Annotated in this window: 29 protein-coding genes; 19 read left to right on the forward strand and 10 right to left on the reverse strand. The window is 73.5% G+C overall.

Annotated elements, in window-relative coordinates:
* The first annotated feature begins 363 nt into the window (after positions 1-363).
* The 4 genes from ACIOGZ_RS21735 to ACIOGZ_RS21750 all read left to right on the forward strand — a co-directional run bounded on the left by ACIOGZ_RS21735 (position 364) and on the right by ACIOGZ_RS21750 (position 4,091).
* The gene (locus tag ACIOGZ_RS21735) at positions 364-1,233 is read left to right on the forward strand and encodes a sphingomyelin phosphodiesterase (protein ID WP_363587837.1); all 870 of its coding nucleotides are present in this window, start codon (positions 364-366) and stop codon (positions 1,231-1,233) included.
* 82 nt (positions 1,234-1,315) lie between these two features.
* Complete coding sequence (locus ACIOGZ_RS21740; protein ID WP_363587835.1) at positions 1,316-2,479, forward strand: hypothetical protein; 1,164 nt, start codon at positions 1,316-1,318, stop codon at positions 2,477-2,479.
* Positions 2,480-2,738: 259 nt separating this feature from the next.
* Complete coding sequence (locus tag ACIOGZ_RS21745) at positions 2,739-3,278, forward strand: hypothetical protein (RefSeq protein WP_363587833.1); 540 nt, start codon at positions 2,739-2,741, stop codon at positions 3,276-3,278.
* Positions 3,279-3,359: 81 nt separating this feature from the next.
* A complete protein-coding gene (locus ACIOGZ_RS21750; protein ID WP_363587831.1) occupies positions 3,360-4,091 on the forward strand; it encodes a 2OG-Fe(II) oxygenase in 732 nt (243 codons plus the stop codon).
* A 13-nt stretch (positions 4,092-4,104) separates the two neighbouring features.
* Here ACIOGZ_RS21750 and ACIOGZ_RS21755 read toward each other — a convergent pair whose 3' ends face one another.
* Positions 4,105-4,677: an SMI1/KNR4 family protein gene (locus ACIOGZ_RS21755; protein WP_363587829.1), complete on the reverse strand. Its 573-nt coding sequence runs from the start codon at positions 4,675-4,677 to the stop codon at positions 4,105-4,107.
* A gap of 163 nt (positions 4,678-4,840) precedes the next feature.
* On the opposite strand from ACIOGZ_RS21755, the gene ACIOGZ_RS21760 reads away from it, so the two are divergent.
* Both ACIOGZ_RS21760 and ACIOGZ_RS21765 read left to right on the forward strand, forming a co-directional pair.
* Positions 4,841-5,581 (forward strand): hypothetical protein, encoded by a 741-nt coding sequence (locus tag ACIOGZ_RS21760; RefSeq protein WP_363587827.1) that lies wholly within the window; start codon positions 4,841-4,843, stop codon positions 5,579-5,581.
* A gap of 9 nt (positions 5,582-5,590) precedes the next feature.
* The gene (locus ACIOGZ_RS21765) at positions 5,591-6,040 is read left to right on the forward strand and encodes a hypothetical protein (RefSeq protein WP_400986825.1); all 450 of its coding nucleotides are present in this window, start codon (positions 5,591-5,593) and stop codon (positions 6,038-6,040) included.
* A 49-nt stretch (positions 6,041-6,089) separates the two neighbouring features.
* Here the strand turns inward: ACIOGZ_RS21765 and ACIOGZ_RS21770 are convergent, their stop codons facing one another.
* On the reverse strand, positions 6,090-6,833 hold the full coding sequence (locus ACIOGZ_RS21770; protein WP_363587823.1) for a class I SAM-dependent methyltransferase: 744 nt from the start codon (positions 6,831-6,833) through the stop codon (positions 6,090-6,092).
* A gap of 262 nt (positions 6,834-7,095) precedes the next feature.
* Here ACIOGZ_RS21770 and ACIOGZ_RS21775 point away from each other — a divergent pair, with 262 nt between their 5' ends.
* Complete coding sequence (locus ACIOGZ_RS21775) at positions 7,096-7,410, forward strand: hypothetical protein (protein WP_363587821.1); 315 nt, start codon at positions 7,096-7,098, stop codon at positions 7,408-7,410.
* On the opposite strand, the gene ACIOGZ_RS21780 is transcribed toward ACIOGZ_RS21775, so the two are convergent.
* Positions 7,394-7,885 carry a GPI anchored serine-threonine rich family protein gene (locus tag ACIOGZ_RS21780; RefSeq protein ID WP_363587819.1) on the reverse strand — a complete coding sequence of 164 codons (492 nt, stop codon included), beginning with the start codon at positions 7,883-7,885 and terminating at the stop codon, positions 7,394-7,396. The genes ACIOGZ_RS21775 and ACIOGZ_RS21780 overlap by 17 nt on opposite strands.
* A 240-nt stretch (positions 7,886-8,125) precedes the next feature.
* Between ACIOGZ_RS21780 and ACIOGZ_RS21785 the strand changes: the two genes are divergently transcribed.
* The gene (locus tag ACIOGZ_RS21785) at positions 8,126-8,398 is read left to right on the forward strand and encodes a hypothetical protein (protein ID WP_363587817.1); all 273 of its coding nucleotides are present in this window, start codon (positions 8,126-8,128) and stop codon (positions 8,396-8,398) included.
* Between the two features lie 252 nt (positions 8,399-8,650).
* On the opposite strand, the gene cynR is transcribed toward ACIOGZ_RS21785, so the two are convergent.
* Positions 8,651-9,559 (reverse strand): transcriptional regulator CynR, encoded by a 909-nt coding sequence (gene cynR, locus ACIOGZ_RS21790; RefSeq protein WP_363587815.1) that lies wholly within the window; start codon positions 9,557-9,559, stop codon positions 8,651-8,653.
* Between the two features lie 123 nt (positions 9,560-9,682).
* Between cynR and ACIOGZ_RS21795 the strand changes: the two genes are divergently transcribed.
* From ACIOGZ_RS21795 to ACIOGZ_RS21805, 3 genes are all read left to right on the forward strand, one after another.
* On the forward strand, positions 9,683-10,297 hold the full coding sequence (locus tag ACIOGZ_RS21795) for a carbonic anhydrase (protein ID WP_363587813.1): 615 nt from the start codon (positions 9,683-9,685) through the stop codon (positions 10,295-10,297).
* 90 nt (positions 10,298-10,387) lie between these two features.
* Positions 10,388-10,858, forward strand: a complete 471-nt coding sequence (gene cynS / locus ACIOGZ_RS21800) for a cyanase (protein ID WP_350881326.1) — start codon at positions 10,388-10,390, stop codon at positions 10,856-10,858.
* A gap of 77 nt (positions 10,859-10,935) precedes the next feature.
* The gene (locus ACIOGZ_RS21805) at positions 10,936-11,436 is read left to right on the forward strand and encodes a nucleoside deaminase (protein WP_363587894.1); all 501 of its coding nucleotides are present in this window, start codon (positions 10,936-10,938) and stop codon (positions 11,434-11,436) included.
* Positions 11,437-11,562: 126 nt separating this feature from the next.
* Here ACIOGZ_RS21805 and ACIOGZ_RS21810 read toward each other — a convergent pair whose 3' ends face one another.
* Positions 11,563-11,796 carry a DUF397 domain-containing protein gene (locus ACIOGZ_RS21810; protein WP_400986827.1) on the reverse strand — a complete coding sequence of 78 codons (234 nt, stop codon included), beginning with the start codon at positions 11,794-11,796 and terminating at the stop codon, positions 11,563-11,565.
* A 185-nt stretch (positions 11,797-11,981) separates the two neighbouring features.
* Between ACIOGZ_RS21810 and ACIOGZ_RS21815 the strand changes: the two genes are divergently transcribed.
* The 4 genes from ACIOGZ_RS21815 to ACIOGZ_RS21830 all read left to right on the forward strand — a co-directional run bounded on the left by ACIOGZ_RS21815 (position 11,982) and on the right by ACIOGZ_RS21830 (position 14,267).
* A complete protein-coding gene (locus tag ACIOGZ_RS21815; RefSeq protein WP_400810395.1) occupies positions 11,982-13,196 on the forward strand; it encodes a helix-turn-helix domain-containing protein in 1,215 nt (404 codons plus the stop codon).
* Positions 13,197-13,281: 85 nt separating this feature from the next.
* Entirely contained in the window at positions 13,282-13,476 is a 195-nt protein-coding gene (locus tag ACIOGZ_RS21820; RefSeq protein ID WP_400986828.1) for a hypothetical protein, read from the forward strand.
* The gene (locus ACIOGZ_RS21825; RefSeq protein ID WP_400986829.1) at positions 13,476-13,724 is read left to right on the forward strand and encodes a hypothetical protein; all 249 of its coding nucleotides are present in this window, start codon (positions 13,476-13,478) and stop codon (positions 13,722-13,724) included. Before ACIOGZ_RS21820 ends, ACIOGZ_RS21825 begins: the two co-directional genes overlap by 1 nt.
* A 75-nt stretch (positions 13,725-13,799) precedes the next feature.
* Positions 13,800-14,267, forward strand: coding sequence for an NUDIX domain-containing protein (locus ACIOGZ_RS21830; protein WP_363586769.1), 468 nt, complete (start codon positions 13,800-13,802; stop codon positions 14,265-14,267).
* 175 nt (positions 14,268-14,442) lie between these two features.
* Here ACIOGZ_RS21830 and ACIOGZ_RS21835 read toward each other — a convergent pair whose 3' ends face one another.
* A complete protein-coding gene (locus ACIOGZ_RS21835) occupies positions 14,443-15,177 on the reverse strand; it encodes a histone deacetylase (RefSeq protein WP_363586770.1) in 735 nt (244 codons plus the stop codon).
* A 322-nt stretch (positions 15,178-15,499) separates the two neighbouring features.
* On the opposite strand from ACIOGZ_RS21835, the gene ACIOGZ_RS21840 reads away from it, so the two are divergent.
* The 4 genes from ACIOGZ_RS21840 (at position 15,500) to ACIOGZ_RS21855 (ending at position 21,281) form a co-directional block, all read left to right on the forward strand.
* On the forward strand, positions 15,500-19,483 hold the full coding sequence (locus ACIOGZ_RS21840) for a Pls/PosA family non-ribosomal peptide synthetase (RefSeq protein WP_363586771.1): 3,984 nt from the start codon (positions 15,500-15,502) through the stop codon (positions 19,481-19,483).
* 107 nt (positions 19,484-19,590) lie between these two features.
* A complete protein-coding gene (locus tag ACIOGZ_RS21845; RefSeq protein ID WP_063352910.1) occupies positions 19,591-19,803 on the forward strand; it encodes a DUF4287 domain-containing protein in 213 nt (70 codons plus the stop codon).
* A 296-nt stretch (positions 19,804-20,099) separates the two neighbouring features.
* Complete coding sequence (locus tag ACIOGZ_RS21850) at positions 20,100-20,687, forward strand: hypothetical protein (protein ID WP_063352909.1); 588 nt, start codon at positions 20,100-20,102, stop codon at positions 20,685-20,687.
* An 87-nt stretch (positions 20,688-20,774) separates the two neighbouring features.
* Positions 20,775-21,281: a DUF6882 domain-containing protein gene (locus ACIOGZ_RS21855; RefSeq protein WP_400986831.1), complete on the forward strand. Its 507-nt coding sequence runs from the start codon at positions 20,775-20,777 to the stop codon at positions 21,279-21,281.
* An 84-nt stretch (positions 21,282-21,365) separates the two neighbouring features.
* On the opposite strand, the gene ACIOGZ_RS21860 is transcribed toward ACIOGZ_RS21855, so the two are convergent.
* The 4 genes from ACIOGZ_RS21860 to ACIOGZ_RS21875 all read right to left on the reverse strand — a co-directional run bounded on the left by ACIOGZ_RS21860 (position 21,366) and on the right by ACIOGZ_RS21875 (position 24,227).
* The gene (locus ACIOGZ_RS21860) at positions 21,366-22,007 is read right to left on the reverse strand and encodes a flavin reductase family protein (RefSeq protein ID WP_363586773.1); all 642 of its coding nucleotides are present in this window, start codon (positions 22,005-22,007) and stop codon (positions 21,366-21,368) included.
* A gap of 205 nt (positions 22,008-22,212) precedes the next feature.
* Positions 22,213-22,845 carry a carbonic anhydrase gene (locus tag ACIOGZ_RS21865; RefSeq protein ID WP_363586774.1) on the reverse strand — a complete coding sequence of 211 codons (633 nt, stop codon included), beginning with the start codon at positions 22,843-22,845 and terminating at the stop codon, positions 22,213-22,215.
* A 216-nt stretch (positions 22,846-23,061) separates the two neighbouring features.
* On the reverse strand, positions 23,062-23,688 hold the full coding sequence (locus ACIOGZ_RS21870; RefSeq protein WP_400986833.1) for a PASTA domain-containing protein: 627 nt from the start codon (positions 23,686-23,688) through the stop codon (positions 23,062-23,064).
* On the reverse strand, positions 23,688-24,227 hold the full coding sequence (locus tag ACIOGZ_RS21875; protein WP_363624092.1) for a SigE family RNA polymerase sigma factor: 540 nt from the start codon (positions 24,225-24,227) through the stop codon (positions 23,688-23,690). The genes ACIOGZ_RS21870 and ACIOGZ_RS21875 overlap by 1 nt, the downstream gene beginning before the upstream one ends.
* Positions 24,228-24,361 lie beyond the last annotated feature (134 nt).

Here is a 24,361-nt window from a genome sequence, read left to right on the forward strand (position 1 = left end):
CGCCCCGGCGGCCCCCCCCCCCCCGGCGGCGGGGGGGGCCCCCCCCCCCCGCGGGGGCCCCCCCCCGCCCCCCCCCCGCCCCCCCGCGCCGCGGGCGGGGGGGGGGGGGGGGGGCCCCCCCCCCCCCCGGCGGCCGTACGCCCCGTCGGTGGGCACGGCCCCGGCGCGGCACCATCCGTGTACGCCCCTTCACGTCCTGCCGTGAGCCGGTGATGCCTCCCCGCGCCCCCGTTGCGTCCGCCGGGGCACCGGCGCGTCGACGCCGGCGGGCGCGGGCCGACCCCCTTGACTTGGGGGGCGGGGCGCCCCGGACCGGTTCCGCCGTGTGTGCGCCCCGCGCCCGCCGGTTCGGAGAGGACGGCCTTGAAGGTTCTGACGCACAACGTGATGTTCCTGTCCTGGCTGACGCAGAAGAGCGAGGGCGACTGGAACAATGCGGCGCGCTCGCGGCTGATCGCCGAGTCCGCGTACGTCGCGGACCACGACGTGCTGGTCTTCCAGGAACTCTTCGACCCCGGCCCCTCCGAGGAACTGATGCAGGGCCTGGAGGACCGGGGGTACCGCCACCGCACGCCGGTGGTCGGGGTGGACGAGTCGGGCTGGGCCGCCACGCACGGCCGGCAGATCTCCCCGCTGCACGCCCGCGGCGGGGTCGCGATCGTCAGCAGGTGGCCCATCCTGCGGATGGAGCAGTACGTCTACGAGGTGGCCTGCGGCTGGGACGCCGAGGCCGCCAAGGGCTTCGCCTACGCCGTACTGGAGGTCGCCGGCCGGCGCGTGCACGTGGTGGGCACCCACCTGCAGTCCGACGACGGCGCCTGCCTGACCGGCCAGGCGAGGATCATGCGCCGCTCCCAGCTGCGCGACATCGACGTCTTCCTGACGGACCGCCGCATCCCGGCGCACGAGCCGGTGATCGTCGCCGGGGACTTCAACACCGACCGCCACTCGCCCGACTTCCAGGACGTCCTGGGCTTCGGGAACCTCCACGAGGCGGGCCCCCGGACCGGCTGGAAGTACTCCTTCGACACCATCGCCAACGACGCCGCCCTGCACCGCCACCCGGCCGACCCCGCCGAGGACACGGACCACGTCCTGCTCCGCAAGGGCCACGCCCCGCCGTGCGACGCCTGGACGAGCGAGGTCCTGAAGACCGCCTCGCCGAGCTGGGAGGCGGGCGGCCGGGCCTTCACCGACTACAGCGACCACTACCCGGTGACCGCGGGCCGCTGAGCCCGGGCCGGCCCCCGGACGGCCGCCCGCGGACCGGCACGCCCGCCCGGCAAGCGCGAGCCGTCCGACAGGAGGAGCGGATATGAGCTACTCGGCACCACAGCAGTTCGGCGAACTCACCTTCGTCTTCAGCACCGGCGAGACCAGACCGCCCGAGGGCTACCACGCCCTGTGCAGCGTCATCCCCGACAACGCCCCGATGACCTGGGTGAGGGGGAGCACCGGCGGCTCGGCCGCGCTGGCCGAGCCCAAGCAGTGGCGCAAGGTCACCGACTCCGACGGGGTGCTGCGCGGCCTGGTGCCGGTGGCCCCTCCCGGGTACCGGGCGCTGAGCGCGCTGTGGTCCTCGGACACGGTCCACGGGCCCCATGACGTCCTGCGCGACCTCGGCGGCGCGGCCTTCGTCGCCCAGGGCGACCTGCGCTGCGTGAAGGAGGAGATCGGCGGACGCCCCTACGTGGCCGTCGGCGCCTGGCGCGGGCGCGGCGGCCTGGAGATCCCCGAGACCGTCCGCCCCGAGACGATCCCCGGCGGCACGGGCTGCCTGCTGACCCCCGGCATCGCGACCTGGATCTCCTACTTCGACGGCGACTACGAGGGGGAGGACCCCGGCGACGTCCACGTGCTGGACGTGCCGATGCGGCAGGTCCGGCAGGGGACGGCGAAGGGCCCGGCCGTCACGGACGGAGGCGACGTGCCCGAGCGGACCGAGCCGGTCGTCGACCGGGAGGTGCTCCTCCCGTGCACCGCCGTCCTCGACCGGGGCGCGTCCACGGAGTGGATCCTGCGCAACTCGCCGACGTACACGGTGCGGCGCAAGCGGTTCTACACCCGGGTCGCGGTCACCGACCTGCGGGAGGACCCGGGCCCGGGCACGGTCGGCGCCACCGTCCCGTGGGGGGTGGACGAGGCGCAGGCGCAGGCCTGCCGCGAAGCCGTCGGCCTGTCCGTGGGGTTCGAGGCGGGCGTCGAGACCGAGGGCTTCGGCGCCAGGGCGGGCGCCTCCCTCAGCCGCGAACTCGGCTACGACAGCACGCGTTTCGTCGCCGCCATGACCCAGGAGCGGCAGGAGGTCCGCGCCCCCGCGCCGGGCCTGCACCTCACCGCGCTGTACGTCGAGAGCCACCGCATCGAGGTCGTCCGCAACGACCCGGACCACACGCTCCCCTCGGACCGGGCGGGCCTGACGTTCAACGCCCACGCGTCCTGGACGGCGCCCACCTACCCGCCGCGCCCGGCCCGCTGAGGGGCCGGCGCCCCGCGGCGGCCGGCCCCGCTGCGCACCGGCCGGTGCGCCCCGACCGCCGCTGTCACCGCGCCGTTGACTGTTCATCAGATCTTGCGAACTCGTGGTCGTCGGCTGGTTGGGCCGGCCGGGCGGTGGCTACGCTCGGCCGTGTCGTCCGATGGGGGGCGGCACCCGTCGCGTGCCGCACGCGCCCGGCCCTCGTGGCCCTCGGGCGTCGGAGCGGAGCACGCGCGGGCGGTTCCCACGGGAGTGGATCATGAGCTCTGTTGGTCGCAAGACCGTCGCGGTGATGGCCGCGGCCTTGGCCTCGCTGGGCGCGGGGAGCGCGGTCACCGCGTCCGCGGCCGCCTCGCCGGCCCCGCCGTGCAGCGGGGCGGAGTGCCCCAGCCTCAAGCCGACCAGGCTCTCGGCCAGTCAGGCGAGCCTGAACGTCACCCAGATGCAGCTGGAGAACATCCACGCGATGGCCTCGGACGCGGTGACCGGGGAGCCCATCCGAGGCGCCCGGATCGTGTTCGCCACCGTGGGCGGCCGGACGCTGGGCGCGGCCTACACCGACTACGACGGCATCGCGGCGATCACCGCCCCCGAGAACCTGGGCCCCGGCACCCTGCAGGAACTGCTGGGCGGCTACGAGGCCGCGATGGTCGGCGACGGAGTCCACGCCCCGGCCGGCGCCCACGGGGCCATCACCATCGGCACCGACCAGGGCCCCGGCGTCCCGGGCAACCCGTGTGCCGTGTGCAGCGACCGCGGGCTCAAGCAGGACGTGGTCCCCGTGGACTGGAGCCGGTAGGGGCGCGGGTGCGGCACCGGCCGGTGCGGCCCCGGGCGTGAGCGCGCCCGGGGCCGCGGGACGATGAGAGGGCGGGACACCATGACGGAGCCGGACACCAGGACAGAGCCGGACATCATGACAGGGCCGCACACCGTGACGGAGCGGCCGTCGCCGGTGAGTACGGACGCGATCTGGCGGCTCCCGGTGACGGTCTGCCGCATCACCGGGCTCCTGGGCGAGCGGACGGCCGGCGCCCTGCTGGAACGCGCCGTCGCGCTCGCCCGCGCCGGCGACGCGTTGCAGCCCTCCCTGATCGGGGACCGGGAGCTGGTCCCCGGCTTCCGCCGCTCCCGTTCGTGCCGGGAGTTCGCCGCGCCCGAACTGCTGGCGGCCATCGACGAGGTGCTGGAGGCGGTCGAGCACACCCTGGGCGTCTCCTGCCGCAACACCGAGCCCGACTACACCCTCAACGTGCACAACGACGGCGACTTCTACCGGCCGCACCAGGACACCAGCGCCGAGTTCTCCCCCCGGCGCCTGCTCACCTTCGTCTACTACCTGCACGGCACGCCCCGGCCGTTCGGCGGCGGCGCACTGCGCGTGTTCGACGCCGCCCTGCCGCTGTACGGCGGGACGACGGGCGAGTGGGAGAAGCGCACCTGGCGGGACTGGGAGCCCGAGCACGACAGCATCGTGTTCTTCCGCCCCACCGCCTGGCACGAGGTGCGCCCGGTGAGGTGCCCGTCCCGGCGGCCCGAGGACAGCCGCTTCGCCGTCAACGGCTGGCTGTGCAGCCCCGATCCGGCGCGCCGGGGGAGCGGGGCGCTCTGACGGGGCTGCGCCCTCAGTCCTTCAGCATCACCAGCGGCAGGCCGCCGTTGCTCCACGCGCCGCCTGTCTCGTCGACCTGGTAGCGGTCGGCCTCCAGGTCGGCGGCGAAGGCCTCCAGGAACTCCCGCAGGCCGGCGGCCTCGTAGCCGGCCCGCCAGCCCTCGTGCGACCAGTCGATGATCTGGCCGCGGCGCTGCGGGGCGGGCGGGTCCAGGTCGATGCAGATCACGTCGCCGTTGCCGATGCCGATGAAGGGGATCCACCCGGCGGACCAGGCGACGTCCCGGCGGATCACGCTGTCCTCCTCCCGCTCGTCCCAGGGCGGATCCCCGGCGTCGGCGGACCGCTCGCGCCAGTCGTCCACCATCGCGTCGAGCGAGTGGAGCTCGGTGTGCAGACCGATCAGGACCCCCGGCAGGCCGTCGTGGCAGCGGTAGGAGTCCCGGACGTCCGGCGGGAGTTCCACCCCCATCGCGGCCTCCGCCGCCCGGATCTGCTCGTCGGTGGCGCCGGGCGGCATCGCGGCCGCCAACCTCGGGGCGATCCGCCCGAGCACGGCCTCGATCCGCGCCCACAGCTGCCGCATCGGGAACTCCCCTCCGTTGTGACGAGGACCGGAACGTAGCACCCGTCACCGACAGTCGGTCGGCGGGCCCGGGCCCCGGGGCTGATTGTCGGAGCCTCCTGGTAGGAAGGGGCTGATCGTCAGCCGACCGACCGCCGACGCGTGGTCACCGAAGGAGGCCCGGATGCCCGTGGAGGACACCGCCGTGCGCGAGGACGTCATGACGGCCGGGGAGGGCCTGCGGATCTACCCCGACCCGGCGGACGTCTTCGTCGCCGACCAGGCCGAGCTGGCCCGGCACCTGCACCCGCTGGTCTCGATCGACCTGGCCCGGGTCAACCCCGCCTGGCAGGGGTGGATCCACCTGCTGAGCCCGCTGGAGCCGTCGGAGGGCCTCATCGGTGACCACACCTCGGCCTTCCACACGGGGCTCCAGGCCCCCAACTGGCTCGGCTTCACGCTGGAGGGCGACCGCTTCCGCCTGGCCGGCGACCTGCGCTACTTCGCCCGGGCGGCGGGCCCGGACGAAGTCCCCGACCCCTGGCCGGGGTTCCACGCCGGCCTCGCCGAGCACTGCGAACGCCAGGAGCGCAGCTACCGGGCGCACCGCGACAGCTTCCGCCGCGAGGGCAGGCTCGTCCTGCTCGGCGACGACGGCCTGCCGCACCCCGGCTGCACCGGCGAGATGGCCCTCCTGGACCAGCTCGGCGGCTACGCCGAATCCGCCGGCAACTGGATCGAGACCGACCTGTTCCCGCTCGACTACGACGGCGACCGCACCTGGCCCGTCGGCCCGTCCGGCCGCCGCTTCGAGTTCGTGGCGGCGGTGCCCGGCTGGCACTACCGCGGCAGCGGCGCCGACTGGATCATGCTGTTCTTCGAACCCGTCGACCGCCTCGCCCTGTTGACCTTCGACTGGAGCTGAGACGCAGCGATGCCAGCGGACGACCGACCGGGCGGCCGAGGCGGCCGAGGCGGCCAGAGCGGTCAAGGTGCGGCAGGCGCCCGAGCGGCGGCGCAGGACTTCTTCGACGCGATGCGCCGGTGGGAGGAGTGGATGGCCTCCTGCCGGCACGACACCACGGGCGACGAGCAACTGGCGGCGGTGAAGGCGGTGTTCGCCAGGCACCTGGCGGCCAGGGCGCTGGCCCGGCACCAGTCGCGCTACGACCTGCTGTGCTTCGGCACGCCGCCGGAGTTCGAGGCGCCGATCCTGCGCGTCGAACAGGAGACGCCGGGCAGGTGCTGGGTGTACGTGCCGGAAGGGTTGATCGGCGGCGAGGCCCGCTACGCGATGGTGCGCGAGGGCGGTGCGTGGAAGGCCGCGTTCAAGGAGACCGACGTCGCCCTGACGGGCCGGTGGAGGAGGTGGCCGGATCTCTGACACCCGACCGGATCTCTGACACCCGACCGGGCCGGCCGCTCCCGGCCGCTCAGGCGCGGCAGCGCAGCAGTTCCAGCGGCGGGTTGGCGAGGAGGTCGGCCCAGAAGTCCTCGCCGAACTCGCGTAGGCCGGCCTCGGACACCTGTAGCGGGACCCACTCGGCGTCGCTGAACCCGGCCGCCCGCAGGCACTGCTCGTAGACCTCGCGGCGCGGGGCCGCGCCCACGATGCTGATCGGCTGCGGGTCGAGGAGGGCCGTGATCCGCACCCGCGGCCCCGTCTCGCTCTCCTCGCCGGTCGGTTCGCAGCGGAACCCGTACGTGTCCAGGGACGGGCAGTCGAACCGGTAGTCGGGCTTCTGGGTGAGCACGAAGAACTCCCCGCCCGGCACCAGGCCCCGGTGGATGTTGCGGCACATCCGCTCCATCGCCGCGACGTCCTCGGCGTAGTTGAGGCACTGCACTCCCAGCGCGATGTCGAAGCGCCGGTCGAGGGGCCGCAGTTCGGCCACGTCGCCGACCTCGTAGCGCACACCCAGCGGGTCGCGCTGCTCGATCCTGCGCGCGGCGGTGACCATCTCGGCGGAGATGTCGACGCCGAGGACGTCCGTGGCGCCGCGCCGCTTGAACTCCCTGCTGTAGAAGCCGGTGCCGCACGCCAGGTCGAGGACCGACCGGCCGTCCACGTCCCCGACCAGGCCCAGGAAGCTCGGCACCTCCCCGTAGCGGATCAACGGCAGGGACTTGAACCCCTCGAACGCCTCGCCGATCCCGTCGTACTGCTGCACGCCCACGTGCCGCCCCTCCTGTGTGCCGCCCGCCGGGTCGCGGCCGTGGCGGAAAGTCTCCTCCGCCCCGCCGGGCCGCCGTACTGGCAGATGGCACAAAGAAGTTGGCCGGTGGATCGGGGGCGAACCCTCCTATCGCCCAACACCGCTCTTCGGGGACGGGGAAACGCCGTCGAAGGGCCATTCGAGTGACGTCCCGCGTCCTCGCGTGTCCGAACGGCCACACTGGCAGCGCTGAGGAAGCCCGCCGTTCAAAGGAGACGAGTCCGTGAAGAGCCTCGGAAGGACGCTGGTCACCGTCGGTGCCGCTGCGGTTCTGTGCATCGCAGTCCCGGCCAACGCCCAAGCCGCGGAGGGGACTTTCACCTACATCAGCAACAACCAGGAGCACACGCTGGAGAACCCCGAGGGCGACCGGTGCTACGACCTCGGCCGCCGTGTCACCGAGCTGTACAACGACACCGACGCGGAGGCGACCGTCTACCTCGGCGCCGGCTGCCGGGACGAGATCAAGACCATCAGGTCGGGTGGTTCGAGCACCCAGAGCGGCATCGGCTCGGTCAGTTTCACCGACGACGAGTAGCCGGCGCACCCGGCGGCGGGGCGGCCCGTCCGTCCGACGTGATCGTGAAGGGCTCGGACCAGTTGCCGGAATCACCGGACAGGACGACCCGGTAGTCGTCTCCAGGGGGGACGTCCGGCACGGTCACCTCCATCCGTCCCAGCAGGATGTCGAAGTCACGGGCGAGGACCCGGTCGAGGAGGGTGACGCCGCCCGCGCGCAAGGCGATGGACCCCGTGCGGTTGGTGATCTGCGCCGGCGGATCCGAGACGTCCCAGGTGACTTCGACCCGCTCGCCGACCCGCCAGACCGCCCCCGCACGAGGGGAGAGAACGCGCGGCACGTAGACGTCGCGCCGGGACGTGCGCTCGGCGGAGTGGGCGGCCACCGCCGGACCGGTGGCCTGTGCCTGTGCCGGCACCGTGGCGAGCAGGCTCGGCATGGCGGCGGCGGCCAGTGCCACCACGCCCAGGACGGGTCCGTTCCAGATCCTCATGGCCCCAGTGTCTCGGTTCGGCCCGGAGTGAGCGCACGGACGGGCGCCGCTTCCCTCGATCGGGGGAACGGCCGTCGGCGACGGAGGGCCCGTGAGGGGGGCGTGGCCCGAGGTCCGAGGGCGGCAAGCGGCCCGTCAGCCGCGTGACGGGGCGTGCGGTGCGGGCGCCACGGCCCCTTTCCCGGTGCAGGTCGGTCGCCTACGGTGGGTCACCCCGAAGACGAGGAGCGGAGGTTCCCTGTGGCGGACGAGGTGACGACGCAGTACCGCAGCTATGCCTGGGAGGACGAGCACGGCGTCAAGTACGTGGCCGCCTACCCGGGCGACGAGGAGGCCGACGAGGAGCGCAAGGCCGAGCTGCGGGCGTTGGGCGCCCGCGTGTCGGCGGACCTGGTGGCCGAACAGGAGGCCGAGCGGGAAGCCCAGCGGGAAGCCCGGCGGCCGAGGGCCGGGCGGGTGGCCGGGCGTGCAGGGCCGGCGCTGCGGCTGATCCGTGGTGAAGGCTCGTCCTGAGTGCGTGACCGGGCCCGCCGGCGCGCAGAGCGCCGGCAGGGCGGCCGGGGGGGGGGGGGGGGCCGGGGGCCCCCCCCCCCCCCGGGGGGGGGGGGGGGGGTGGCCCCGGGGGGGGCGCCGGGGGCGCCCCCCCGGCGGCCCGGGCCGCCGTCCGCTCTGGGTAGTGGAGTGGGAAGTCGGCCGGGCCGACTTCCCACTCCGCGGTCGTCGGGGTGGTCTTCTCCCGGGCGGGGCCGCCGGGCGCGACCCGCTTCAGGCCGGGCCGTCGGGGGTGTGGTCGAAGGTGTGGGCCCGGTGTCGGGCGAGGTCGCCGAAGGAGCGGGCGGCGGCGCTCTGGTAGGCGGTGTCCCGGCGGAGCAGGGCGACGGCGCGCGAGGGGAGCGGCGGGTCGACCGGGACGGAGCGCAGGTGGGGGTGTTCGCGGGTGGTGGCGTCGGGTAGCACGGTGGCGAGGCCGGTGCGTTGGACGATCGCGACGAGCGCGCTGACGGAATTGGCCTCGATGGCGATCCGCGGCCGGACCCGGTGGTCGGAGAGGAACCGGTCGATGTGCTGCCGGGTCGCGAAGTCACCGCTGAGCAGGGCGAGTTGCTGGTCGCCCAGTTCGCGGACCGGGAGCGGGCCCGAGTGGGCCGCGTACGGGTGGTCGGAGGCGACGACGAGGCCGAGGCGCTCGGTGAACAGGGTGGTGGCGGTGATGGCCGGCAGGTGCGCTCCGCCGAAGGCGATGCCGAGGTCGAGCTGGTCGGCGGCCAGCTCGGACTCGATGCGTTCCTGTGCCATCTCGCGGACGTCCAGGCTGATCCCGGGGTGGCGCGCGTGGAAGTCCCCGATGAGCGGCCCGGTCAGGTAGGCGGTGAAGGTCGGGGTCACGGCCAGGCGCAGGGTGCCGCGTGAGAGGTCCTTGACGTCCCGCACCGCGCGCTCGGCCGCCGCGAGGTCGCGCAGGGCCCGGCGCGCGTAGTGGGCGTAGGCCTGGCCGGCGTCGGTGAGGCGCACGGTGCGCCCGGAGCGGTCGAGGAGCTGCACGTGCAGCGAGCCCTCCAGCTGCTTGATCTGCTGCGAGAGGGTCGGCTGCGAGACGTGCAGGGCTTCGGCGGCGCGGGTGAAGTTGGCGTGCTCGGCCACGGCGAGCAGGTACCGGAGGTGGCGCAGTTCCATGAGCCAACTATAGGCAGTACTGATGGCAATGATGGCTACCGCGTCTTGGACACTATAGGACCAGGTCATGCATCGTTGAGGTCATCGGCAGGCACCAACGGTCGTCGAAGAAGGAGTGACCTCATGAACGAGATGGCGCAGGGTTTCCAGCGGTTCAGCCGGGAGGTGTTCCCGACCCGGGCGGCACTGTTCAAGAGGCTCGCCACCACCCATCAGCCGACCGCGCTGTTCATCGGCTGCTCGGATGCCCGGGTCGTGCCGGAGCTGATCACCCAGACCGATCCGGGCGAGCTGTTCGTCATCCGCACCGCCGGCAACCTCGTGCCCCCGTACACCCGGGGCGCGGACGGTGTCGCGGCGAGCATCGAGTACGCGGTCGGCGTGCTCGGGGTCACGGACGTGATCGTCTGCGGGCACTCCGCGTGCGGCGCGATGACCGCCCTCGCCTCCGGCGGCGACCTCACCGGCCTGCCTGCCGTCGCCACCTGGCTGCACCACGCGGACGTCGCCAAGGCCCGCACCGACGCGGCCGAGCACCCGGCCGGCGCGGAGCGGGTCGCCGCCCTGGTGAAGGACAACGTCCTCGCCCAGCTGGCCAACCTGAAGACCCACCCGTCGGTGGCCAAGGCCCTGGTGCAGGGCAGGGTGACCCTGCACGGCTGGGTCTACGACATCGGATCCGGCTCCGCCGAGACGCTCGACACCGACAGCGGACGGTTCGTCGCCCTGGCGGGCTGACCACCGCGTCCCCTCCGACCACTCCCTCCCACCATCCCCAGACCAGGTCCGGGCACCCGCCCCGGACCCCATCCCCGAAAGGCCCACCCCATGGTGCACGCGCAGTTCGACCAGACCGCCCGTCAGCAGCTCGCCCTGGAGGTCGTCGACGCCAAGACCCGCAAGGACCTCACCTGGCAGGAGCTCGCCGACACGACCGGCCTGTCCGTCGCTTTCGTCACCGCCGCCCTGCTCGGCCAGCACGCCCTGCCCGCCGACGCGGCCAAGGCCGTCACCGAGCTCCTGGGCCTGGACGAGGACGCGGCCCGGCTGCTCCAGACCATCCCGCTGCGCGGCAGCATCCCCGGCGGCATCCCCACCGACCCGACCATCTACCGCTTCTACGAGATGCTCCAGGTCTACGGCACCACCCTCAAGGCCCTGGTCCACGAGCAGCTCGGCGACGGCATCATCAGCGCCATCAACTTCAAGCTCGACGTCAAGACCGTCGAGGACCCCGAGGGCGGCCACCGCGCCGTCATCACCCTGGACGGCAAGTACCTGCCCACCAAGCCGTTCTGATCCCCGGGCGGGCCGGGGTGGACCCGACAGGTCCCCCGGCCCGCCGCCCCACCCCCGACCAGCAGGGAACCGCCACCGTGGACTTCGCCCAGCACACCATCGACCTCGCCCGCCGCAACGTCGCCGAAGGCGGGCGCCCGTTCGCCACCGTCATCGTCAAGGACGGCGAGATCCTCGCCGAGAGTCCGAACAAGGTCGCCCAGACCGGCGACCCCACCGCGCACGCCGAGATCCTCGCCATCCGCGACGCCTGCACGAGGCTCGGCACCGAGCACCTGACCGGCACCACCATCTACGTCCTCGCCCACCCCTGCCCGATGTGCCTGGGCTCGCTCTACTACTGCAGCCCTGACGAGGTCGTCTTCCTCACCACCCGCGACGACTACGAACCGCACTACGTCGACGACCGCAAGTACTTCGAACTCGCCACCTTCTACACCGAGTTCGCCAAGAACTGGGACGAGCGCCGGCTGCCGATGCGCTACCTGCCCAGCGACGCGGCCATCGACGTCTACCGGGCGTGGCGCGAGCGCAACGGCGGCGAACGCCGCGTCGCCGGCGCGCCCGTCGCGGCCTGACGAGGGCGCGAACGATGCCCGAGCCGATCGAGAAGGCCGCGTGGATCCGGCTGGAGAACGGCCGGGTCCTCGCCGCAGTCGGCTTCCTCCTCCGCAGGCCACGGGTCAGTTCGCCGAGAGGCGGGTCTACCGGGCGTCGAACTCGTCGGCGCGGACGGCGGTGACGAAGGCCTGCCAGGCGGGGGAGGGGAAGAGGAGGGCGGGCCCGTCGGGGTCCTTGGAGTCGCGGACGGGCTGCACGCCGATGAAGCCGTCGGCTACCTCGACGCATTCGCCGCCCTGTCCGCTTACGTGCTCTTGCGCCAGGTGGTGGGGTGGTTGCTCATCAACACCGGTTGCCTCCTGATCGAGTGGTGCCAACTGGCCTCCGCCGTAGTGGTGGAGTGGGAAGTCGGTGGGGTCGACTTCCCACGCGGGGCGTTCCAGGGCGGTGAGGTGGTGGCCGCCGCCCCTGCGTAGGGGCGGCGGCGGGCGGGGTGGTGAGCTGGGGTGCGAGGTTGGTGACTCGCGCTGGTCGGGGCGTGCGTGCGCGTAGTGTCGGGAGTATGGCGAGCGATCATCTTGGGGATCGGGTCAAGCGGCTGCGGCGCTTGGCCGATCTTACGCAGGAGGGCCTGGCTGAGAAGTCGGGTGTGTCGGTGGATGTGGTTCGGAAACTTGAGCAGCTGCGGAAGCATTCGGCGCGGCTTCCGACACTTCACGCGCTGGCCAAGGGGCTTGGTGTTGAGCTGACTGCGCTTCTGGGCGATCCACCGGCGGTGCCGTCGACAGGTGATGCGGACCCGCCGGGCCTGGTCGCGGTGCGGCGGGCGATCATGCCGCCCTTGTTCACGCCGCTGCCGGTGGCGGACGGCGTGGAGAAGTTGTCGATTCCGCTGCTGCGTGGCGAGATCGCAGAGGCCTGGACCCTGTATCACGCGGCCGACTTCGGCAGGGTCATGGAGACACTGCCGGCGATAATCGCGGATGCCCGCCTCGCCGCGGCCGTGGGTCGCGGCGAGGACCGCCTGGCCGGTAACCATGCGCTCGGCAAGGCTCTCCAACTGGGCGGGCATCTCGCGATCCGTCTCGGTAAGACGGATCTCGGCCTGTCCAGTCTCGAACGGGCAATAGCGGCAGCGGACTCGGCGGAAGACCCGCTGCTGGGGGCGATGATCTGCAACTCGGTGGCCTGGGCGTATCAGCGCCAGAACCGGCTCGGCGACGCGCAGACGCTGGCCATCCACGCAGCGGACGGAGTGGAGAACGAGCACTCGTCGAAGGCGGAGGGGCTCAAGGTGTGGGGCGGACTGATCATGTCCGCAGCGACCAGCACGGCCCGAAGCGGCGACTATGACGGAGCATCCGAGATGATGCTGACCGCAGAACAAGCGACCAGACGCCTGTCAAAGCTTCCCGCCTCGGCCGACGGCCGGATGGTCAGCGTGTTCAACAGCTCCTCGGTGCGCATCGAGCGGGTTCGGCTCGCGGTCCAATTCGCCAGGCCGGAGGAGGCCTTGGGACTCGCGAAGGGAATCCGGCTCAGCAACGACACCCCAGTGTCCTGGCGGACCTGGCTGCTCCTGGACGTGGCACGCGCGTACACGGACATGGGGGACGCAGCGGGAGCGGTGGCGACCCTGGAGAAGCTCCAGCGAGTAGCGCCGGGCTGGATGCGGCACCACACCCTCGCCGTGGCCATCGTCTCCGACCTCTGGGCAGGCCCGGCGCGCCCGCCCGGCCTGAAGAGGCTCGCCCGCTCCCTGGGGCTGGCTGACTAGATCCCAAAACTAGGACGCTCCGTCCCTGTTGATGTCGTGGCCGCCACGAGAACCTCTCAGTGTGAATACAGAGAGGAGTCAAAAGATGACTGTAGGTATCAAGCTCCACGGCTACGGGGTCCGCTGGGACCCGGAGGGCCGGTGCTACCGGGTGCGGAACGAGACGACGGGGGAGTGGCTGCGCAGCGGCACCTCGGGTGAGCTGGCCTCCTTCTCCTCGTTCTCCGCCGCCTTCAGCGCCTGGCGGGGGTTCGAGGTTCGGCGGCAGGTGGGGGCGTGATGGGGGAGAAGGTCTACCGGGCCACGGCCGACCAGCGGCGCCAGGCGGCCGACGTCCTGGACGACCTGACCACCGTCCTCGCCCTGGGCGGGGTGAAGTTGCCCTCCGTCGAGGTGGATTGGGAGCACGGCCGCAGGACGGGCTGCTACCTCATCGGCCTCGGCTGCGCCCGCCCGTCCGAACTCCTGCGGGTCGTGGACCTGCTGCGCAAGGGGCTGCGCTACGAGCGCCTGACGCATGACGACTGAACTCCTCGTCCGCCTGCTCTGGTGGGCGGGCTTCTCCCTTGTCCTCCTCGCCGCCCTCAGGAAGTGAACCGTCCGATGCGTGACCCCCGTCTGCTCGCCAAGCCGCCGGTGTGCCGGCTCGGCTGCCTCGTTCTCGTCCGCAACCCGCGCGGCGACGTCCTCCTCGTCGACCCGGACTACATGGACGGCCTGATCCTCCCGGGCGGCGCCGCCCAGCCCAACGAGCCCCCCAACCTCGCCGCCGCCCGTCACCTCCACGCCGAGACCGGCTTCAACCTGCGCCTCACGGACGTCCTCGCGGTCGACTTCACTCCCGCCGACCGTTACCTGGAGCGCCTCAACCTGGTCTTCGACGGCGGCACCGTGCGCGACGACGTCCGCCTCACCGTCCCGCCCCGGCACCGCAGCGGCCTGCTCGGCGCCCGCTTCGTCCCCGCCCACGAACTCCCGGACGTCATGGCCCCCGCCCAGGCCGCCCGCGCCGCCGAAGCCCTCGCCAACCGCGCCGTCCCTCTCCTCCTCCACGGCCAACGCTCAAGCTGAAGGGCGCGATCTTAAAACCGCCTTTGACGAAGCCGGCGGGTGGCCGCCGCCGGTCGCCGCCACCCGCCGGCGGGAAGTGCCGGTTCACCCGTGCGGTGGCCTGGCGCTTCCTTTGCCTGATGTGGCCGGAACCCGTGTAGTTGTCACCGTACGGTCACCACGGGGTGAACAACGCCTAAAGGTCCAGACCACCGCCCAGTACGGCCAGGACGTCCGCCGCGTTCCAGTGCCCGGCGGCGCCCGGGCGGGAGGCCAGGTAGTCGGCGCAGCGGCGCGTGCTCCAGCCGTGGGACTCGGCCAGGCCGGCGGCCAGGGTGCGCAGATAGGGCGCCGAGGGTGGATTGAGTGCGGCGCCGGCCAGGCCTTCGGAGGCGGTGAAGGTCAGCAGCGGGTGCCCGTCCAGTGCGCCCGCGTGCACCAGCGTCTCGTACCGGCCGGGCCCGCGTTGGTCGCGTCCGTGCGCGAGGGCGTGGGTGAGGTCGAGGTCGGCGCCGGGGGAGCGGTGCATCTCCTGGGCGGCGATGTCACTGAACTGACTGGCCGTCACCAAATAGATCCGACAAGGCAGTTCACCCGGTGCGTCCGGATCGTAGTAGCCGCTGCCGCCGCCCCACACCGCCGACTCCCGCGCGAAGTACAGCGTGCCGGGCAGCACCGTGGCCACGTCCCGGCGCGGCGGGCGGCGGTCGCGGCAGCCGGGGTAGGTGCGCGCGCCGCCGTCGGGGCGGCCGCCGCGCAGGTAGCAGGCGAGCCGGGCGGCGTGCAGATTCGACCCGTACGCCGCGTACCAGACGAGCCGCGCGTCGCCCGCCGCGTCGCCCTCCGCGCTACCGGACGCGCCGCTCCCGACGCCGCTCCCGACGCTGCTCCCGGCGTCGGCCGGCCACCGGCGGGATCCGGCCACCATCATCGCTAAACCTCCAGATTTGGTGGGTCCGCTTTCACTACCGGTAGCGTCCCCGCCGCTATGGCGTAGACCACTCTTCGCCTTCCCGTCATATGCCTCCTGCCTCCGGCGATTACCCTTCGCCACCGAAAGCGATCGAAAAACCCCGAAATGACTTTCGAATCGTTCCCTGATGCCCCCATATGTCGCCGAAAATGAAAAGTTCCTTTGACTCCACCTTCACGGCATCCAGCGGGCTCCCAGTCGAGTCATGGTGAGTGAGGCACCACGCAAGGTGACTCCCCGCATTCATCCTTATGACTACTCCCAGCCGAGGACACTCCTTATGGACGCACGCCAGGACATGGCAGGACCGGGAACGCTGAACCGTCCCGGGCCTGCCCACGCCGCCGGTTGGCCGGCCGTCCGGCCCGCGCACCCCCGCAGCCTGCTCGACATCGTCACCGCCACCGCCGACGCCCACCCGCACGCACCCGCGCTGGACACCGGCACCGCCGTACTCGACTACCGCGCCCTCATGCACGAGGTCGACACCCTCGCCGGCGTCCTCGCCGGGCACGGCATCGGCACCGGAGACCGGGTCGGCGTGCGCATCCCCTCCGGCACCGCCGACCTGTACGTCGCCATCCTGGCCGTGCTGCGCTGCGGCGCCGCCTACGTGCCCGTCGACGCCGACGACCCCGACGAGCGCGCCGACATGATCTGGCAGGACGCCCAGGTGTGCGCCGTCCTCGGCGCCGAACGCCGGCTCGCCCCCGGCTCCGGGGCCGAGCCCCGCGGCAACCCCGCCTGGCCCACCCCCGCCGACGACGCGTGGATCATCTTCACCTCCGGCACCACCGGCCGCCCCAAGGGCGTCGCCGTCACCCACCGCTCCGCCGCCGCCTTCGTCGACGCCGAGGCCCGCCTCTTCCTCCAGCAGCAGCCGCTCGGCCCCGGCGACCGCGTCCTGGCCGGCCTGTCGGTGGCCTTCGACGCCTCCTGCGAGGAGATGTGGCTGGCCTGGCGCCACGGCGCCTGCCTGGTGCCCGCCCCCCGCTCCCTCGTCAAGGCCGGCACCGACCTCGGCCCCTGGCTCGTCGAGCGCCGCATCACCGCCATCTCCACCGTCCCCACCCTGCTCGCCCTGTGGCCGCAGGAGTGCCTGGACGCCGTGCGCCTGATCATCGTCGGCGGCGAGGCCTGCCCCGCCGAACTCGTCGAGCGCCTCGCCACCCCCGGCCGCGAGTTCTGGAACACCTACGGCCCCACCGAGACCACCGTCGTCGCCACCGCCGCCCGCATGCTCCCCGGCCAGCCCGTACGCATCGGCACCCCCCTGGACGGCTGGGAGATCGCCGTCGTCGACGCCGCCGGCCACCCCGTCCCCTGGTACGAGACCGGCGAACTCCTCATCACCGGCATCGGCACCGCCCGCTACCTCGACCCCGCCAAGGACGCCGAGAAGTTCAGCGCCCACCCCGCCCTCGCCTCCCCGCGCGTCTACCGCAGCGGCGACCTCGTGCGCAACGACCCCGAAGGCCTCGTCTTCGTCGGCCGCGCCGACGACCAGATCAAACTCGGCGGCCGGCGCATCGAACTCGGCGAGATCGACGCCGCCCTCCAGGCCCTGCCCGGCATCCGCGCCGCGGCCGCCGCCGTCCGCAAGAGCCCCGCCGGCGCCGACCTGCTGGTCGGCTACCTCGTCGCCCAGCCCGGCACCACCCCCGACCTCACCGCCGCCCGCCAGCACCTGCTCGGACGCCTGCCCGCCCCGCTCGTGCCCGTCCTCGCCCTCGTCGACTCCCTGCCCACCCGCACCTCCGGCAAGGTCGACCGCAACGCCCTGCCCTGGCCGCTCGCCACCACCGGCACCGCCACCCCCGGCACCGCCGCCCCCCTGGACGGCACTGCCGGCTGGCTCGCCGGCCGCTGGGAGAGCATGCTCGGCATGGCCCCCGGCCACGGCGACGACTTCTTCGCCCTCGGCGGCTCCAGCCTCACCGCCGCCCGCCTCGTCTCCGAACTGCGCACCCGCCACCCCGGCGTCTCCGTCGCCGACCTCTACGCCCACCCCGTCCTCGGCGACCTCGCCGACTACCTCGACAACCTCGCCGGCCCCCCTCATACCGGCGGCGCCGCGCGCACCCCCACCCCCGCCCCCGTCCGCACCGTGCGCCGCACCCCCGCCAGCGCCGGCCTGTGGCAGACCCTCATCCTGCTCGGCGTCTTCGGCATCTCCGGACTGCGCTGGATCCTCGCCCTCACCGCCTTCGACAACCTCATCGGCAACCACCTCAGCTGGGCCCCGCACAGCTCCTGGTGGCCCGTCGCCGCCGGCCTCCTCCTCTTCTACAGCGCCCCCGGCCGCACCCTCCTCGCCGCCGGCACCGCCCGCCTGCTCACCGCCCGCCTGCGCCCCGGCAGCCACCCCCGCGGCGGCCAGGCCCACCTGCGACTGTGGGCCGCCGAACGCGCCGTCACCCTCTTCGGCGTCGGCGCCCTCGCCGGCACCCCCTGGGCCCTGCGCTACGCCCGCGCGCTCGGCTGCCGCATCGGCGCCGGCGTCCTCCTGCACACCCTGCCCCCCGTCACCGGCCTCGCCCGCATCGGCGCCGGCGCCACCGTCGAACCCGAAGCCGACATCGCCGGCTGGTGGCTCGACGGCGACACCCTCCACCTGGGCCACATCGACATCGGCGACGGCGCCCGCATCGGCGGCCGCTCCACCCTCATGCCCGGCGCCCGCATCGGCGCCGGCGCCGACATCGCCCCCGGCTCCTGCGTCACCGGCGCCGTACCCGCCGGCGAACACTGGCACGGCTCCCCGGCCCGGCCCTCCACCGAGGCCCGCACCACCTGGCCCGCGGCCGCCGCCACCCCCCGCTCCCGCTTCTGGAACCTCGCCTACGGCGTCGGCCTGACCGTCTTCGGCCTCCTGCCGATCATCGCCGCCCTCCCCGCGCTCGCCATCGTCTTCACGATGGTCGACAGCGACCGCACCCTCACCGCGGCCCTCCTCCAACTCCTGCCCGCCACCATCCCGCTGGCCGCCCTCACCCTGGTGTGCCACGCCACGCTGATAGCGACCACGGTCCGCCTCCTGTCCATCCCGCTGCGCCCCGGCTTCCACCCCGCCCACGGCCGCGTCGCCTTCTGCGCCTGGGCCGTCACCCGGCTCAGCGACACCGCCCGGCGCACCCTCTTCCCCTTCTACGCCAGCCTCTTCACCCCGGTGTGGCTGCGCCTGCTCGGCGCCAAGGTCGGCCGCCGCGTCGAAGCCTCCACCGTCCTGGCCCTGCCCGGCCTGATGCGCGTCGACGACGGCGCCTTCCTCGCCGACGACACCCTCGTCGCCCCCTACGAGCTGCGCGCCGGCTGGCTGCACATCGGCCCCTCGCACGTCGGGCGCCGCTCCTTCGTCGGCAACTCCGGCATCGTCGGCCCCGGCCGCCGACTGCCCGACAACTCCCTCGTCGGCGTCCTGTCCGACACCCCCGTCAACGCCCCCGAAGGCTCCTCCTGGCTCGGCCGCCCCGCCTTCGCCCTGCCGCGCGTCGCGGCCGCCGGCGGCGACGCCCGCACCTACAACCCGCCCCGGCGCCTGATGTGGGCCCGCGCCGGCGTCGAACTGTGCCGCCTGCTGCCCATCGTCCTCGCCGCCCTCCTCGGCGACCTCGTCCTCGCCACCCTCCAGGAACTGCGCGACGACTACGGCCTCCCGCGCGCCCTCGCCGCCGCCGGCCTCGTCCTCATCGGCGCCGCCCTCGTCGCCTGCCTGGTCACCACCGCCGCCAAGTGGCTCCTCGTCGGACGCTTCCGCGTCGCCGAACACCCCCTGTGGTCCACCTTCGTGTGGCGCAACGAGCTCTACGACAGCTTCGTCGAGGAACTCGCCATGCCCTTCGGCGGCTCCAGCATCACCGGCACGCCCTACCTCAACGCCTGGCTGCGCAGCCTCGGCGCCCACATCGGGCGCGGCGTGTGGTGCGAGACCCACTGGCTGCCCGAGAGCGACCTCGTCACCGTCGAGGCCGGCGCCAGCGTCAACCGCGGCACCGTCCTGCAGACCCACCTCTTCCACGACCGGGTCATGCGCCTGGGCCCCGTCCACCTCGGCCCCGGCTCCACCACCGGCCCGCACTCCATCGTCCTGCTCAACTCCTCCCTCGGCGCCGGCACCACCGTCGGCCCCGCCTCCCTGGTCATGCGCGGCGAGAACGTCCCCGGCACCACCCGCTGGCTCGGCAACCCCGTCGCCGCCTGGAACGCCGACCCCGCCCTCGCCCCCGTCGCCGGGCGGCGGGCCAAGCGCAAGGTCGGAGTGTGATGCAGATCACTTCGGCTGGGCGATGAGTTGACGATGCGGTCGCGGTCCTACCTGTGTAGACCGCGACCGCATCCGTTCCCGTCCGTTCCCGAAAGGGCGTACCGACCATGACCGCCACCCCCGCCAAGGGCCCCGCCAGCTACTTCCCGTCCATCGAGAAGAAGTACGGCCGACCCGTCGCCGAGTGGAAGGACCTCATCCGCGCCTCCCCGCTCGGCAAGCACATGGAACTCGTCGCCTGGCTCAAGACCGAGCACGGCCTCGGCCACGGCCACGCCAACGCCCTCGTCGCCCACACCCTCGCCGAAGCCGCGGCCTGAGCCCGTCGCCCGGCTCTGCTGGTGACGCCCGGCCTGCGCCCCGTGGCGGATGGCGGGCCGGCGGACGACGACGGGTCCGGGGCCGCCTGCGGCACGATCGGAAAGCAGGCGGCCCCGGACCCGGGTCGTTCCGTACGGGCGGGGCATCGACCGCGATGCCCGTACGGCTGCGGTCGGGACCCATTCGACGACTTCAACAGCACTTGAAGTCAAGCCCCCGGCGGCCCGAGGCGCCGGAGGGCGGGGTAGCCTCGCTCCCGGCGGGGGCCGGCGGACGAGGTTTCAGGGGCGGTCGAATGGAACAGCAACAGCGCGGCTACTGGCGGGTCGCGGACGGTTCGGCGGTCAGCTCCACCCAGGCCCAGGTCGCCTGGACCAGGGCCGCCTACCCGGCCCTGGTGGACGTGGCCCGCCGCTACCACGCGGTGATCACCTACTCCGAACTGGCCGAGACCGTGCAGGAGGCGGCCGGGGTGCGCACCCGGGTGCACCAGCGCACCTGGATCGGCAAAGTCCTGGCCCTGGTGGTGCGCGAGGCACACCGCCGCGGGGACCCGCCGCTGACCGCACTGGTGGTCCACTCCACCGACGGCATGGTCGGCGTCGGCTACCAGGAAGTACTGGCCGTGGCCGGACAGCCGCCGCTGGCAGCGGACATGGACCGCGAACACCACGCCGCCGCCGCCCGCCTCGCCTGCTACCGGCACTTCGGCGCCCAGCTGCCCGCCGACGGCGGCACCCCCGCCCTGGCCCCGCGCCTGCAAGCGGCCGTCAACCGCAAGGCGGCCGCCGCCACCCCGCCCCGCCCCCCGGCGATCTGCCCCTCCTGCTTCCTCCAACTGCCCGCCACCCGCATCTGCGACTCCTGCGGCGCCAGCGCGTAGGGGCTCTCCTGCGGATCACGCCGGGCCCGGACGGAGCAGCAGGCCGGATGGGATGATCTTGCCGGCAGTTCCGTACGAGGAGGCACGGTGGACGACCACTCGAAGCACGACCACTCCCGGTGGGAGGGCGTCGTGATCGCGGCCCGCGAACGTGCCCGCTCGCGGCAGGCCCTCATGGTCGAGCGCTTCGGACTGTCAGGTGACGTGCAGTACCACTGGTCGATGGACGACGCGCGGATCACCTGGTCGCGCAGGAGGAAGTGGTCGCGCAAGAGCGAGGTGTTCCTCACCGGCCGGCTCACGATGATCGGCAGCGTCAGCCTCGCCCGGCAGACCTGGCTGTGGTCCTGGGCGAACGAGTCGCGGCCGCCCGCCGTCCTGGGCGACATCGAACGGGTGCGGCGCTTCGGCGAGGACAACGACTTCCCCGTCCTGCCGTGGCCGGGCTTCGACTCCCACCCCGAACTCGTCGCCGAGGCGCGGATGGTCGCGGCCTCGGTGCTCGACGCCGACGGGCTGTGGGTGGAGTCGACGGACGACACGGAGCTCCACTTCCTGCTCCACGACCTGGTGCCCGCCGCGGCGGCCGACTAGGCGGCCGGGCGGGCGGGCAGGTAGGCGGGCGGCTCGTCGGGCGGCCGGGCGGGCGGCGGGAGCTCGCGGACCCGCGGCGGGGCGTCAGGCCCGGGCACCGGCGGGCAGGCGGCCCGGCATCTGCCAGCCCTCGGCGAGACGGGAGGGGGCGAGCCGGCGCCCGTCGCCGAAGAACTCGCAGAACTTCATGATCAGCGGATCCCAGCCGAGCGGGTCCACGTAGTGGTCCGTACCGGGCACGATCAGGCGCTCCTCGACGTGCGCGCGCACCACGGTGACCTCGAAGGCGGTGCAGTGCGGGTTGCCCGCCAGCGGCGCGGCCGCCTCCAACCGGCACTCCAGCTGGACCGGGCACTCGGCGACGCGCGGCGCCCGCACCAGCTCCGACCGCTGCTCGGTGAGCCCGGCGGCGGCGAACTTGCCCCGCTCGAAGCGGTAGCCCTGCTGCCGCCGGTGCTCGGTCAGATCCGGGTTGGCGGTCAGCAGCGCGAGGGCGTCGACGGCGTCGACCTGCCCGGAGGAGGGCAGGTTGAGCACGCACTCGCCCTCGCGCCGCAGGTTGACGGCCGTCTGGGCGGTGTTGCCGAGGCCCAGCACGCAGGACTGCCCCAGCCACCACGCCGAGGACATCGGCGCCAGGTTGGCGCCGCCGTCCTCGTTGCGCGAGCTGATCAGCACCACCGGGGTGCCGAAGTAGAGAACCTTGAGGTCGGTGGCCTTGTGCACGGGAATGCCGTCCTTGGGTGGGAAACCGTTGCCGGTCTCCGACTCTGCCCCCGCCCGGGAGGGGGCGCTGGCGGTGATCGGACACGGCGTTCCCGGCCCCGGCGGGGGCGGACGGCCCTACGCCGGACGGCCCTGCACGCGTCGGCTCGGCCCGACACGCCGATTCGGCCGTACGGGCGGGTTCAGCACCCGTACGGGCCGGCGGTCAGAACGCGGCGCTGACCGGACCGCGAGCGGCCACCGTACGGGCCTGGCCGTCGCGCAGCCGGTAGGACAGGCCCACGACGGCCGCCGCGCCCTCGGCCACCTTGGCGGCCAACAGCTGGGAACGCTCCAGCAGCAGGTCCACGGTCTGGCGGATGTGCTCGTCGACGATCCCGTCCGGGTCCTCGATGCCCGCGGCCCGGGCCGACACCACGCTCGGGGTGACCCGCTCCACCACGTCCCGCACGAACCCGCCCGGCAGCCGCCCCTGGTCCAGCGCCTCCATCGCCGCGCCCACCGCGCCGCACGAGTCGTGCCCCAGCACCACCACCAGCGGGCACTCCAGCACGCTCACCCCGTACTCGATGCTGCCCAGCGCCTCCGCCCCGGTGACGTGCCCGGCCGTCCGCACCACGAACAGGTCGCCCAGCCCCCGGTCGAAGATGATCTCGGCAGCCAGCCGGGAGTCCGAACAGCCGAACAGCACCGCGAAGGGCCGCTGCGCCGGGGCGAGGGCGGCCCTGCGCCCGGCGTCCTGGTTGGGGTGCTCCGGGCTGCCCGCGACGAAACGGGCATTGCCCTCCATCAGCACCCGCATCGCCTGGTCGGGGCCGGATATCGGTGAGGAGATCATGCCTGCACCCTAGATCGCCGCAGGTGGGGCCCGCAGCAGGGGGGCCGGGGCAGGGGCCCGGCACCGCGTCGCTCCTCACCCGGCCGGCCCAGTCCACGGCCCGCCCACCCCGCTGCGCACGGCCTCGCCCGGCCCCTTCGCCGCCCGCGTGGCGGGAGGCCGGAGGATATCGTCAACTCGCCTCCTGTGTGGCGGCGTTGGACGTGGCAGTGCCGGTCAGCGGCCCGGCCTGCCCTTGGAGACGAACACCTGGACCGTCGAGTGCGCAGGTGCGGTGCGGCCGGCCTGCGGCTCGGAGTTGATGACCGACCCGGCGGGCACGTTCCAGTCGGTGAACTCGTGGACCTCGTAGCGCAGTCCCGCCGTCTCCAGCGCGCTGATGGCCGCGTCCTTGGCCAGGTTGGCGAGCGGCGGCACACTCACCTGCACCCCGTCGGTCGGCTGCATCGGCGGCGGCGTGGGGGTGCCGAAGGCCATCGAGGGCCCGGGCGCGGGCGTGCCGGAGGGCGCGTCGGGGGAGGGTGTGCCGGACGACATCGGCGCCGAGGCGTTCGCGGGGCCCGCGGGCAGGCCGCCGGAGGGCGACGGACCCGAACCCGGCGCGAGCAGTGCCGCACCCGTGCCGATGGCGACCACCGCGGCCGCCGCCACCGCGCCGCTGAGCACGGTGCGACGGCGCACCGTGCGCCGGATGGCGAGGGCGTCGATGACGGGGGCCGGGGTGTTGTCGGCGAATGCGGTCATGGCGGCGAGGAGTTCCTTGTCGAAGTCGGGGTCGGAGCCGGGGTCGGAGGCGGGGTGGTCGGGGTCGGGGCCGGGATCGTGGGACGGGAAGCGGGTCATCACGCACCTCCGCGCGAGGTCGGCGGCGCGGACGGGACGTCCTGCCGGGGCAGTGCGGACCGCAGTTTCGCGAGGCCGCGGGCGAGTTGGGAGCGCACGGCGCCGGGGGAGATGTCCAGCGTCTGCGCGATCTCCTGGTCCCCCAGGTCGTGGAGGTAGTACAGGACGACCACGGTGCGCATCCCCATCGGCAGCGTGTGCAGCGCCGCGACGAGCTCCGCGCGCAACTCCACCGACCGGTAGGCGTCGCGCGGGTCGGCGTGCTCGGCGCCGGGCGCCGCGGCGGGCCGCTCGCCGGAGCGGCTCAGCCGCCGCCAGCGGTCGTTGACCAGGTTCACCAGGATCCGGCGCACGTACGCCTCGGGCGCTTCCGCGGCCGCCACCCGCCGCCAGTTGCGGCAGGATCGTTCCAGCGCCTCCTGGACGAGGTCCTCCGCGGTGTGCGCGTCCCCGGTGAGCACGTACGCCGTCCGGAACAGCGCGCCCGAACGCTGCTGTACGAACTCGACGAAGTCGATCCCGGGACTGGCCCTGCGCAGCCTCACCCGCCGCCCTCGCTCTCTTCACTCTTCCGCCGTCACCTTCGCCCCCATGACGGCCCCCGGCACCGCCCTGCTGCACCGCCACCGCGAAAGTGACGCGGCTCACAGCGCTTCGAAGTCGAACGGGCCGG

The organism is Kitasatospora sp. NPDC088160, from assembly GCF_044741445.1.
GTDB lineage: Bacteria > Actinomycetota > Actinomycetes > Streptomycetales > Streptomycetaceae > Kitasatospora.